At 43.0% G+C, this 13622-nt stretch carries 6 protein-coding genes; all 6 read left to right on the forward strand.

Annotation, left to right across the window (positions count from 1 at the left end):
- Positions 1-54: 54 nt before the first annotated feature.
- Positions 55-3429, forward strand: coding sequence for a SusC/RagA family TonB-linked outer membrane protein (locus KTO63_RS10815; RefSeq protein ID WP_217791294.1), 3375 nt, complete (start codon positions 55-57; stop codon positions 3427-3429).
- Between the two features lie 34 nt (positions 3430-3463).
- On the forward strand, positions 3464-5455 hold the full coding sequence (locus tag KTO63_RS10820; RefSeq protein WP_217791295.1) for a RagB/SusD family nutrient uptake outer membrane protein: 1992 nt from the start codon (positions 3464-3466) through the stop codon (positions 5453-5455).
- A 290-nt stretch (positions 5456-5745) separates the two neighbouring features.
- A complete protein-coding gene (locus KTO63_RS10825) occupies positions 5746-7434 on the forward strand; it encodes a pectate lyase family protein (protein ID WP_232373122.1) in 1689 nt (562 codons plus the stop codon).
- Positions 7435-7600: 166 nt separating this feature from the next.
- The gene (locus KTO63_RS10830) at positions 7601-8275 is read left to right on the forward strand and encodes a DUF3826 domain-containing protein (protein WP_217791296.1); all 675 of its coding nucleotides are present in this window, start codon (positions 7601-7603) and stop codon (positions 8273-8275) included.
- Between the two features lie 389 nt (positions 8276-8664).
- Positions 8665-11817 (forward strand): DUF6298 domain-containing protein, encoded by a 3153-nt coding sequence (locus KTO63_RS10835; RefSeq protein ID WP_217791297.1) that lies wholly within the window; start codon positions 8665-8667, stop codon positions 11815-11817.
- 286 nt (positions 11818-12103) lie between these two features.
- A complete protein-coding gene (locus tag KTO63_RS10840) occupies positions 12104-13498 on the forward strand; it encodes a glycoside hydrolase family 140 protein (RefSeq protein WP_217791298.1) in 1395 nt (464 codons plus the stop codon).
- The last annotated feature ends 124 nt before the right edge of the window (positions 13499-13622 follow it).

Consider the following 13622-nt stretch of genomic DNA (forward strand, 5'->3'; position numbering starts at 1 on the left):
TACGAAACCAAAATAATTTCTTAATTACTAACGAACGCTATAACTAATACTGCCATGAAAAAAATTGACGAAGGCGCTATTAAAAGACTCGCACTTATTGTAGTAGCAGGCTTTGCGTTGACTAACCCTGTTTTTTCGCAAACACCCTCTACACCTACAACACAAACTGCACCCAAGGTTAATGTATCCGGAAAAGTCGTGGGCTCCGACGGTAAACCTCTAGCAGGCGTTTCAGTGCTGGTTCAAGGTACAACGAACGCAACTCAAACAGCAGAAGACGGCACATTTAAATTGAGCGCTCCGGACGGCGGCAAATTGTCGTTTTCACGAGTGGGCATGAAATATGTTTCCTACTCATTAGCAGGAAATAAGAATGACATTGTGATTACCCTGCAGCAGGAGAACAAAGACATGGACGAAGTAGTGGTGATCGGTTATGGTACACAGAAACAAAAAAACATCACAGGTGCCATAGTATCAGTTGATACAAAAAAAATGGAGGATATGCCTGTTGCAACAGTTACCGAAGCCTTAAGGGGTCAGGTACCTGGCTTAAACGTTGTAGGTGGTAGTACCCGCCCCGGTTTAGCACCAACAATCAACATTCGCCAGCAATTCGATTTTGGTAAGGATGGCAGTAGTTCAAATCCGTTAATTATCATTGATGATGTGATACAGATAGACGCCCAGAGCGGTAAGCCGAGTATGGATCAGTTCAATCTGCTTGATCTTTCTGAAGTTGAAAGCATCACCGTTTTGAAAGATGCAAGTGCAGCTATCTACGGATCAAGGGCATCACAAGGCGCCATCATTGTTAAAACTAAAAGAGGTAAACTTGGTGCTCCAAGAATTTCTTACTCAGGCAAGTTTGAAACAAATGATGCGGTGAGCCATGGTAAAGTAATGAATGCGCATGACTACGGTATATATTCCAACCGCATGGGACGTGCATTAAACTGGACCACAGCTAACATGTTCGATAGTACAGAGCTTGTGAAAATGGATTCATTGAATTATGATTGGTTGGGCGATGCCTGGAAACCGGCAAATGCAATGCAACATGCAATAAACGTGAGTGGTGGTACTGACAGAGCTACATACTATACCGGCGCATCTTACTATTCGCAAAATGCAAACCTTGGTTCACAGGATTATAAAAGATTCAACTTCAGATCTGGTGTTGATGTAAAAGTGGCAAACAATCTTAAATTGTCTGCAACCATCGCAGCCCAAAATTCTGATCTTGAAAAGTCTTTCACTAAAACAAGTGTGAACGATGGTTATGCAAACGGTGGTGAGCAGAATGACTATGGTATTTTGCTACATATGCCAAAGTATATTCCTTATAAGTACAATGTCAATGGTACAGATTATTTCATCTCTCCCGCGCAAAGTGCAAAAACTGTTGCCGGTAACGTAACCTCTTCACAGGTAACAAGCATCAACTACTTTGCATTGTTGAACAATAATTCGAAAACTTTCAATAATACTTTTGGCTACAACGCAAACTTCTCTTTGCAATATGATATTCCTTTCATCAAAGGCTTATCGGCAAAAGTATCTTACGCTATTGCGGGAACAAGCGGCAGAACTGAACAAAATGCGTTCGCACCAATATTGGAGCGTGCTACCAATACCAACACTGCAGGTAATCACTTGTATAGTTCGCCTGGAATAACGTGGGCTGCTCCGGCAAAAGCTACAACAGGGTCACGTGTTACTTATGACAATACCGTTTCGAAGAACATTCAACAAAACTTTTATCTGACGTACGATCACTCTTTTGGCCCCCATAATATATCTGCCATGGCAGGCGCTGAAAAAGCAACAAATAACCTGGATGACAACTACCAGCTGTATGCTTCGCCAAATGGTGATGTTTACAATGGAACATCCTTTACGTCTCTTGGTACGCTTGATCCTACCAACTCCCTTACAACAAAATATGCTGGAGGAAGCCTGTCTTACTTTGGACGTGTGAGCTATAACTATTCCAATAAATACATGGCACAGTTTGTAATAAGAACAGATGCCTCTACGCACTTTGCACCAGAGAACTACTGGGGTACTTTCCCTGGGGTGTCTGCGGGTTGGGTGATATCTGAAGAAAACTGGTTCAAGGATAACGTAAGCTGGGTAAATAACCTGAAGCTGCGTGCATCATTGGGTAAAACAGGTAACGACAACATTAAGCCATGGAAATGGATGCAGGTGTTTGATCTTACTCAAAAAGGTATAGCTTTTGGCAACAATGGTGGTACATATACCTACGCTGTAAATCCAAGCGTTACTCCTAACAGAGATGTAAAATGGGACTGGACAATACAGCGCAACATTGGCCTTGATTTCGCAGTGTTGAAAAGCCGTTTGTCAATGAGTGTTGATTACTATTTCAATTCAGGCCACGACATCTTAACTTATTTGACAGATTACTCTGGTGTTCCTGTAACTGAAGGCGGAAGCTTTGCAGACATGAACTACATAGACATGAATATTTGGGGCGGTGAGATATCTGCAACCTGGAGAGATCACGTTGGTAAGGTGAACTATTCTATTGGAATGAACTTTGGTTACTCAGATAACAAAATGACTAAGTATTTCGACAGACCATTCGACTATCCATCTCTGGCGACTACGAGAAGAGAAGTGGGTAATTCAACCATTACTCCAGCCTGGGGATATAAAACATGGAAACAAACTTCCAGTCACGATGGTATGTTGCGTAACCAGGCTGATGTTGATGCATACTGGCAATACCTGAGCGATAATGCTGCAAAAGCCGGTAACGCTCCTTCTTACATAGGTATAACTGATAAAACTGCCATTAAACCAGGCATGTTAGCTTATGAAGACGTCGCAGGTAATAAAGATCTGAATTCAAAAACAATAGCAGGTCCAAACGGACAGATAGTAGCTGACCAGGATTATGTAAGATTCGCTAAAAAGAACAGAACATACGGTATTACTACCAATTTAGGTCTTACATGGAAAGGTATCAGCTTCCTGGCTCAGATCGGAACATCATGGGGCGGTATAAACAAACTGGATTATATGAAACAGGCGACAGGATCTTCTAACTTCTGGTGGTCGCAGCCGGTTTACCTGAACGACATGTTCGATCCGGTTGACAATCCAAATGGAAAATATCCAAACGTTGCGTATTATGATTCATTTGGCGGAACTAACTCTGATTTTTTCCTTATGCCAACTTTCCGTATGGTTGTTCGCAGCATGAGTGTGGGTTACACCATTCCTCAGCAGGTAACAAGAAAAGCAAAAATTGAAAATGCAAGAGTATTCCTTTCAGGAATGAATTTGTGGGACCTCTATAACCCATATCCTAACCATTACCGCAATATGTATGATGCACCTACTGTGACCTATCCTACATTGAGAACATGGGCGTTGGGAGTTAACCTTGGATTCTAAAATGATTTTTTGTTAAAGAATTAATCTGATCAAAATGAACAAGAAAAAAATAATCTATATACTTTCTTCACTCGCGATACTGGCAACAGGCTGCAGCAAAAAATTTCTGGAAGATTTAAAAAGCTACAACCAATTTGATGAAACTATTTTCACCAATGAGGCGCAATCTCAACTGTACATCAACGGTACGTACTATAACTACTATAATACGTACAAACTTCCAACAGCAACATTGGTAGGCGTGTACGATGATTCAAAAACAAAAATGACGGAAGAAATGGGAGGAACGGTTGCTGACAGAATCAATCCTACCAAAACGCTTGATGGAACAAACACAACGGATTATGATGGTTATTTTGGTGTAGTAACAGCATCTGTTACCAACAACCCTTATACACGCATAAGAAACTGTAACTTCTTCCTTGAGAAAGTTGACGAGTTGGGTAAAAATCTTTCCGCATCATTCAAAGCGGCTGCAAGAGGACAAATGTATTTTTTCCGTGCGCTGCAATATTATGACCTCGTAAGAACTTATGGTGGTGTTCCAATTGTATTGCAAGCGGGCCAACTGGGAGATCCTTCTATTCAGGTGCCTCGTTCTACTTCTACAGAAGTTTTCGCGCAAATCATTAAGGACCTCGATTCTGCGGTGGCGTTATTGCCAACAAGAGGCATGCCTAACGCATGGGTAGATGGTTCGGATTATGGCAAACTAACCGGCGGTGCTGCACTGGCAATGAAGAGCCGTGTTTTGCTGACGGCCGCGAGTCCTTTATTCAACGCCGATTGGGATAATACAGGTAATGCCCGCTGGCAGGCTGCTCTTGCTGCAGGTTTAAAAGCTGAAACTGACTTAACTACGCAGGGTTATGGTTTGTATGGTACAAGCGCGAAAGATTGGTCAGAAATGACTTTTAAAAATGATAACGCTTTCAACAAAGAAGCGATCATGGTTCAGCTAACATCTTCGGCTTCTGCTGCTGCCGGTTCTCAAATAAACAATGCATGGGAAAGTGCAGTCCGTCTGCGCGATGTAGCAGGTTCGGGAGATGGCGTTTCTGCTCCTAAAGAAATGCTCGACTTGTTTCCGATGGCAGATGGTACACGTCCAACTACAGAGAATGGATATGTTGATACTTTCTTCTTTGCAAACAGAGATCCTCGTTTCTACCGCACATTTGCTTTCTCCGGCGCGAAATGGCCATATAAAGCAAATCAAAATAAAGTAGTTTGGATTTACAGATGGAAAAAAGATGCTAACCAGACCACAGGAATTTATTACGCAAACATCGCAGCGAATAGCCCTGCCGTTGTTCGTAAATTTTCAAATCCTGCTGCCGATTCTACAATATTCGCATACTCGGGAACAGATATATTCGAATACCGTTATGCAGAGTTACTGTTGAACATTGCAGAATGTTATGCAGCAACTGGTGACATTGCAAGCGCTGTTACTTACCTCGGTAAGATCCGTCAACGCGTTGGTTTGCCTGCTGCAAACAATTACGGTATTGGAAACCTTACTACAAAATACCAGGCTTTGGAAGCTGTTTTGTATGAGCGTCGTGTGGAATTAGCTTATGAAGGAAAACGTTTCTGGGATGTTCAGCGCTGGATGTTGTACGACAATACTCCAAACAGTACGTCTTCCAAGTTGGGTACAACTCCGTTGAACGGAAGTTCGAGAAATGGTTACTATTGGCAAAGCCAGGTGCTGAACAATACAGACCCGCTTACAGCAGTAGATCGTGCAAGCATTTCAATTGATCCTGACCAGTGGGGTACCGCTGCATTCACTACCCAAACTGATAAATTGAAAACACTGTATCGTTCAAAATTCACACGAGCACCTCTTGATAAACCATGGGATGCAGTAAACAGTGCGCAGTCAAGCATCTTGTTCAGACCAAATTATTATTTGTCCGGCATCAACTCTTCCGTTATTTCCACCAATACGTGGATCACGCAAACAACACAATGGAAAGACGCGAGCGGCATCATGGGTACATTTGTACCGAATAACTAATTCTCAGTAATACAAAAAGGGAGAGAGTTTTTCTCTCCCTCCCTAACGGGCTTGAAACCCGTAACCCTCAATAATTAATTCTTTATTACTTTACGGAAACACAAAACGTTTCTGCACAAACAGCAATCAATTTTAACTTATACCATTTTTTAAAAAGATCTGATGAAATGAGTTATAAAAATTTTCGAGCAATTTAACATTCACCGCGATGAAAATTTTTATGGCGAATTCCCTGCCCGACAAGGTCAGTCAGGCGGGCATCTGGCCAAAATGAAATAAAAAATATACAGATGAAAAAACACTTTGTGTCAATGTTTGTGATGTCTTCATTATTGGGGTTAGGGTTCAAGGCTTCTGCCCAATATCCGCAAGTGCCTGCAGACATTCAGGCCTCGGCAGATTCAATGTTGAAGGAAGAGTGGAAGAACTCCAACGAAGCCTGGGCTAAGGCATATCCGGTTATTCAATACGAAGCCGCCAACAATCAACGTCCATACGTTCCCTGGGCACACAGAACGGAAGATTTGCCACAGGCAGATATTCCAGCATTCCCTGGTGCGGAAGGTGGCGGTAAATTTGTTCTTGGTGGCCGCGGAGGAAAAGTAATTTATGTGACAAGCCTCGAAGACAGAGGCTCCGGCACATTGCGCGAAGCCTGCGAAACAGGAGGAGCAAGAATTGTGGTGTTCGCTGTTTCAGGTATCATCCGTTTGAAATCACCAATCATTGTGCGTGCGCCGTACATCACAATTGCTGGTCAAACAGCGCCTGGTGATGGTGTTTGCGTAGCTGGTGAAACTTTTTGGGTAAACACCCACGACGTTATCATTCGTCACATGCGTTTCCGTCGCGGTGAAACAAATGTGGGTCGTCGCGATGATGCGATAGGCGGCAACCCTGTTGGTAACATCATGATCGATCACGTTTCTGCAAGCTGGGGACTTGACGAGAACATGAGTATGTATCGTCACATGTACAATGACAGCACTGGGAAAATTGAAGACAAATTTCCTACTGCCAATATCACTATTCAAAATTCTATTTTCTCGGAATCGCTCGACACTTACAACCACGCGTTCGGTAGCACATTGGGCGGTGTGAACTGCTCGTTTATGCGCAACCTTTGGGCAGACAATACAGGACGTAATCCATCGGTAGGCGAGAACGGCATCTTTAACTTTGTGAACAACATCGTGTTCAACTGGGTACACCGTTCTGTAGATGGTGGCGATTATACCGCGATGTATAACATGATCAACAACTACTTTAAACCGGGTCCCGCTACACCTAACAACAACCTCCGTTTCCGTATTTTGAAACCGGAATCAGGACGAAGCAAATTGTCTTACAGACAGTATGGCCGTTGTTATGTAAATGGCAATATCGTAGATGGTAACGAGCGTGTAACAAAAGACAACTGGGATGGTGGCGTACAGGTTGAAGAACTGCCGAACGCCGGTGAATACACTCCATACATGAAATGGAACAAGCCATTACCAATGCCTCAGTTGACCATTATGACAGCTGCGGATGCATACAACTATGTACTGGCAAATGCTGGTGCTACTTTACCTAAACGCGATGCCGTTGATGAGCGTATCGTTGCACAGGTGAAAACTGGGAAAATCACTACCTCTCCAAATGTGGTAGCACCTACAACACAATTTAAACATCGTCGTTTGGCACTTGATTCCTACAAGATCGGTATCATTACCGATGTATCTCAAGTAGGCGGCTATCCTGAATACAAAACTGCAACCCCTCCTAAAGACACCGACAAAGACGGCATGCCTGATACATGGGAACTGGCAAACGGCTTGAATCCGAAAGATCCATCTGATGCCGTTAAAGACATCAATGGTGATGGATACACCAACATTGAAAAATACATCAACGGTATCGATCCAAAGAAAAAAGTAAATTGGAAAGATTCTAAATTGAACGTAGATGTGCTAGCAGTAAGAGGCGGCTTGAAATAATAAAGTAAAAAGTAAAAAGTCAAAAGTCAAAATGGTTTCTGCTTCGGCTCCTAACTTTTGACTTTTGACTTTTTAATTTTGATTTCTAATCAGTGCAAATCAGTTAAATCAGCGTCATCTGCGTGCTCCCTTTTTGACTTTTTAATTTTGACTTTAATTTTCGAACATGAAACTATACGCATTATTCCTGGCACTCGCGATCCCTTGCATGCTCCACGCGCAGGATACAACCAAAGCAGCTAAAGAAGCTGAATACAACAATGTATTGGTAAAACGTGCAGATAAAATAGTTGCTGCGCTCAACATAAAAGATACTTCGGTGTATAATCGGGTATTGCAAACCGTTGTTCAGCAATATAAAGATCTAAACGCTGTTCATGATGCACGCAACGCCAAAACGAAAGAAGTAAGAAGCAACAAAACAGAAGATAAAAAAGTAACAGAAGATAAAGTCGCGGCTTTGGAAAACGAAGCAAATGCAAAATTGTATGATCTGCATTGCGCATATTTTGCAAAGCTTGCGGTGGATCTTACCCCTGAGCAGGTTGAGCAAATAAAAGACGGCATGACATACAATGTATTGCCTATTACTTACAAAGGCTACCAGGCGATGCTGTTAAAAGCAAGCCCTGAAGAATTCAGACAAATCAAAGTTTGGCTGACAGAAGCCCGCGAACATGCGGTAGATGCAGAGTCTTCTGAAAAGAAACATGCATGGTTCGGCAAATACAAAGGCAGGATCAACAACTACCTCGCATCGCGCGGTTATGATATGAAGAAAGAAAGCGCAGATTGGGCGGATAGAGTGAAAAAAGAGGAAGCGGCGAAGAAGAATAAGTAGAGACGGATAATAATCCGTCTTGGTTTTGAGACGGATTAATCGTCTTTGAGACGGATTAATCGTCTTTGAGACGGATTAATCGTCTTTGAGACGGATTGTCATCCGCCTCTACTACCAATGAAAGGTTGCTAGTCATCCCGACGAAGGAGGGATCTGGGAGTTTACTTCGTCGGCATGGCAGTGCCAAACTCGGAGTCCTCGCGCCTCGGGATGACAAGCAAAGCTTTTATACAAGTTGGCAATAAGTTTCAAATCTTATAAGTTTTTCGTTTATTGTTCATTGATATTTTACTTCGTAATTTTTGATTTTGTAAAGTAGCAGAGGCGCCGCATTGCGTCTCTGCAAATTTTGTAACAAAACGTGTAGCAAAAAAGAACAGAGAGGTTTCATGCATCAGTATAAAAAACATAGCGCTCTTCTAATTGGTTTTGTCGCCATCGCTCTGCAGATGGTATCAGCGCAAAAGAAAAATGTTAAGCCGGTTTACCCTGTTGATGTTGACCCAAAAGGAAAACTTGTGTACGTGGCCGACTCATTGGGCAATCGCGTTCCAGATTTCTCTTACTGCGGCTACATGGCCTCAGAAAAAGAAATTCCAACTGTCGCAGTAAAAGTGGTTGTGCCTGTAAAAGCAGGAGATGCAACAGTACGCATACAAGCAGCGTTGGACTATGTTGCGTCTCTTCCATTTGATAACAACGGCTTTCGCGGCGCAGTATTGTTAGAGAAAGGAACTTATGAAGTGCTTGGTGGTTTGCAAATCAAAGCTTCCGGTGTTGTCCTTCGTGGAAGTGGTATGGGAGAGGATGGCACCATTCTCTTAGGTGCCGGAGATGACAGGCAAACATTAATTAGAATTGTTGGCAAAAACGACAAAAAAGAAAATAATAAAATCGCAGTTACAGATAATTACGTCCCTGTAAATGCAACTACATTCACACTTGCATCAGTAATAAATCTGAAAGTTGGTGACGACATCGTTATCCAACGTCCCTCCACAAAAGAATGGATTCAAACATTGGGCACTGAGCATTTCGGCGGAGGCATCACTGCCCTGGGCTGGAAAGCTGGTGAACGAGATATTTTCTTCGACAGAAAAATTACAACCATTAAAGGCAACACCATTACCATTGATGCGCCATTGACTACAGCGCTGGATAAACAATATGGCGGAGGCACAGTAAATACTTATCAGTGGAGCGGAAGAGTTAGCAATGCCGGTGTAGAAAATCTGCGCTGCGTATCCACATTCGATAAAAATAATTTGAAAGATGAGAGCCATCGCTGGATGGCCATTACCATAGAAAATACACAGGACGCCTGGGTGCGCCAGGTGACATTTGAACACTTTGCTGGTTCTGCGGTAAACGTGTTGGAAACCTCCAAACGCGTGACAGTTGAAGATTGTAAATCATTGTCGCCTGTATCGGAAATTGGCGGTCAACGTCGTTATACATTTTTAATTACAGGACAACAAAACCTTGTGCAGCGCTGCTACGCAGAGTTTGGTTACCATGATTTTGCAGTGGGTTATTGTGCCCCCGGTCCGAATGCTTTTGTGCAATGCGAAAATCATCTGCCTTATAATTTTAGCGGTGGTATTGATAGTTGGGCATCAGGAATATTGTTTGACATTGTCAGCAGCGATGGCAATGCATTGCGTTTCGGCAATCGCGGACAAGACGGACAAGGTGCTGGATGGAGCGCGGCCAACAGCGTATTCTGGAACTGTTCTGCTGCAAGAATAGATTGCTACAAACCGCCAACCGCGCAGAACTGGTCGTTTGGTTCATGGGCACAATTTTCAGGAGATGGGTATTGGGGCAATTCAAATAACACGATCGGCCCGCGAAGTTTCTTCTACGCGCAACTTGCTGAAAGATTGAATAAAAATGTGGAACCACAGGCACAAATTGTAAAAGTAGAAACAGAAGCATCGAGCAGTCCTTCTGTAAAAGTAGCTGCAGAGTTAACGACGCAATCTGTGAATCCGCGTTTGCAATTGACGGAGTGGATCGACATGTCTGCAAAAAGAAATCCGATCAGCACCGATGCAGGCACGGCAAAAACAATTGATGTGATAGGCTACAAAGCGCCTGCTGCCGCTGCGTTGGCGCCTACCATGAAAATAGTGAATGGTAAGATTGTTCGCGGAAATGAGTTGCTGATCGGTAAAAGAATTTCTGTGCCGTGGTGGTCAGGTGGCGTACACGCATCTGATTTGCAAGCAGCAAAATCAAAACCTGCAATCACTCGTTATGTACCTGGAAGAGAAGGCGAAGGACTGACTGATGACTTAAACGAACTGACAGATAAATTAAAACAAACCGGTGCAATAGGAATGGAACAAAACTATGCATTGTGGTATGAAAGAAGAAGAGACGATCATGAGCGGATCCGCAGAATGGATGGTGAAGTATGGCCACCATTCTACGAGTTGCCATTTGCAAGAACAGGGCAAGAGTTTGCATGGGACGGTTTGAGCAAATATGATCTTACCAAATACAATAAATGGTACTGGCGCAGATTGAAGCAATACGCCGATCTCGCAGATCAAAAAGGATTATTGCTTGTTCACCAGGATTATTTTCAGCACAACATTATTGAGGCAGGAGCACACTACGCCGATTTTCCATGGCGGCCTGTAAACAATATCAACAACACAGGTTTTCCTGAACCCGTGCCATTTGCAGGCGACAAACGTGTGTTTATGGCGGAACAGTTCTACGACACCACACACCCTGTTCGTACGCCTTTGCATAGAGCTTACATAAGGCAGTGCCTGGACAATTTTGCCGATAACAATGGCGTGATACAAACGATAGGAGAAGAGTTTACCGGGCCTTTGCATTTCGTGCAATTCTGGGTAAACACTATTGCTGCATGGGAGAAAGAGAAAAATAAAAAAGAAATCATTTCATTGAGCGTAACAAAAGATGTGCAGGATGCAATTCTTGCTGACAATAAATATGCGGCAACGATTGATGTGATTGACATACGTTACTGGCATTACAGAAGTGATAGTTCCGCATATGCACCATTGGGGGGGCAAAATCTTGCGCCACGGCAGCATGCACGTTTGGTGAAGCCGGGCAAAACATCTTTTGAACAGGTGTACCGCGCAGTGTCTGAATACAAAACAAAATATCCGGATAAAGCAGTGATCTACTCCGGCGACAGCTTTGATAGTTACGGCTGGGCGGTGTTTATGGCCGGTGGCTCATTGCCGGTGATTCCTGCAATTGCTGACAAAAGCTTTTTGGCGGATGCAGCGACAATGGACATCGTTCCACTTTCAAGCGGAGTAAAGGACCAGTGGATGTTGGGCAATAAAGAAAAGGAGTACGTGGTGTACAGTGCTTCTTCATCTTCTCCATTGATTGATCTGACAAATGTGAAAGGACAATATAAAGTGCAATGGATCAGCCCATCAAACGGAAATTTAATAAAAGAAGAAAAGATAAAAACAGGAAAGGTTGTGGAGTTGAAAAAGCCGCAATCAGTTAACGGTGCTGTTGTTGCATGGATTCATAAAGCATAGGCTTAAATGCAATAGCCTGGTGTATGCGATTGCTTGCATCAAATTAAGCTGATGATACCATTCCACGTAGTGGAATAACATCAATAGAAAAAAGTAACTAAAAATCCATTGCCCGTAGGGCATTAATCTGAATTTCGGCTTGTTTATGTCCTACGGACAAAAAGGGTTTCGCTGTATGATATTCTATTGATATTTATGTCCTACGGACTATAAGAGCAGCGACTGACAATAGCGTTTGGAGTATGATATTAAATTTTGACTTTTTATTTTTTCCTTTTGAATTACTATGACTAGAATCTTATTGATACTATCAATTGCTTTGCTAAGCGGATTTACAGGCAACCGGGTGAATCAGATAGCGCCTTTGAAAATCTCTGCCAATCACAGATATTTTACAGATGGAAAAGGTAAGCCGTTCTTTTGGTTAGGCGATACCGGTTGGTTGTTATGCAGCAAACTCAACAGAGAAGATGTGGTGAAATATTTGAACGACAGAAAAGCAAAAGGCTTCAACGTCATTCAAACGTCGATGTTGCATGGATTGAACGCCGTGAATGCCTACAACGATTCAGCACTGATTAATAGAGATATTTCAAAAGTAAAGACTTCCGCAGATTCCGATCATAACAATTATTGGAACCACATAGATTTCATTATTGATGAAGCGGCACGACGAGGTATTTATATGGCGCTTGTGCCAACATGGGGAAGCGGCGCCGTAAAGAGTGGTCATGTAACACTTGCCCAGGCGAAAGCGTATGCAACATTCCTGGCCGAGCGTTACAAAAACAAACCAAACATTATCTGGTTAAATGGTGGTGACGTGAAAGGTGCTGATTCTATTGATGTCTGGAACACGATAGGAAGCACGTTGCGTGCAAAAGATCCAAATCATTTGATCACCTTTCATCCACGCGGTCGTTCCACTTCGTCCATCTGGTTCCATAATGAAGCGTGGCTGGATTTCAATATGTTTCAATCCGGTCACAAAGATTACAGGCAAGACACCATGAAGAATGATACGAAGGAAAACATTGGTGATATACACTTTGGTGAAGATAACTGGAAGTTTGTGCAAATGGATTACACACTTACTCCCGTGAAGCCAACAATAGAGGGAGAGCCTTCTTATGAGACCATTCCACATGGTCTGCATGATTCTTCCGCACCTCGCTGGAAAGATTGTGACGTGAGGCGCTATGGCTACTGGGCTGTCTTTGCAGGTGGTGCGGGTTATACGTATGGCAACAACGCCATTATGCAGTTTCATAAGAAAGAAGACAAAAGCGGATCATATGGTGTGAACTCTTACTGGCAGGATGAATTGAATGCGCCCGGTGCGTCGCAGATGATCTACCTGAAAAATCTGATGTTGTCGAAACCTTATTTCGATCGCGTTCCCGATCAATCATTGATCGCCGGTGATCAGGGCAAGCAATACAATTACGTAATAGCAACCAGGGGAAAAAACTATGCATTCGCATACACTTATACCGGCAGAACATTTAGCATAAACATGGGCAAAATATCAGGAGCAAAAGTAAAGGCATCCTGGTATAGTCCTCGTGATGGTAAATACACATCCATCGGAACCTTTACCAACAAAGGTGTTCAATCATTTGATCCGCCGGGTGAGCAGAAGGAGGGGAATGATTGGGTGCTGGTGTTAGAGGGTGTGTAGCTCATGAAGGCTACCACTAAGGCACTAAGGACACTAAGTTTTCACTAAGAGTTATTTATTATTCCGAAGCCTATCCGGTAGCGTTAATAAAATGCCGCAAAAAAATTGGCAACCCTTAGTGTAG

The organism is Pinibacter aurantiacus, from assembly GCF_019130065.1.
Lineage (GTDB): Bacteria > Bacteroidota > Bacteroidia > Chitinophagales > Chitinophagaceae > Pinibacter > Pinibacter aurantiacus.

Bases quoted from the DNA above. Each gene is read 5' to 3' on its own strand.
- KTO63_RS10815 (WP_217791294.1), top strand. From the start codon at position 55: ATGAAAAAAATTGACGAAGGCGCTATTAAAAGACTCGCACTTATTGTA.
- KTO63_RS10820 (WP_217791295.1), top strand. From the start codon at position 3,464: ATGAACAAGAAAAAAATAATCTATATACTTTCTTCACTCGCGATACTG.
- KTO63_RS10825 (WP_232373122.1), top strand. From the start codon at position 5,746: ATGAAAAAACACTTTGTGTCAATGTTTGTGATGTCTTCATTATTGGGG.
- KTO63_RS10830 (WP_217791296.1), top strand. From the start codon at position 7,601: ATGAAACTATACGCATTATTCCTGGCACTCGCGATCCCTTGCATGCTC.
- KTO63_RS10835 (WP_217791297.1), top strand. From the start codon at position 8,665: ATGCATCAGTATAAAAAACATAGCGCTCTTCTAATTGGTTTTGTCGCC.
- KTO63_RS10840 (WP_217791298.1), top strand. From the start codon at position 12,104: ATGACTAGAATCTTATTGATACTATCAATTGCTTTGCTAAGCGGATTT.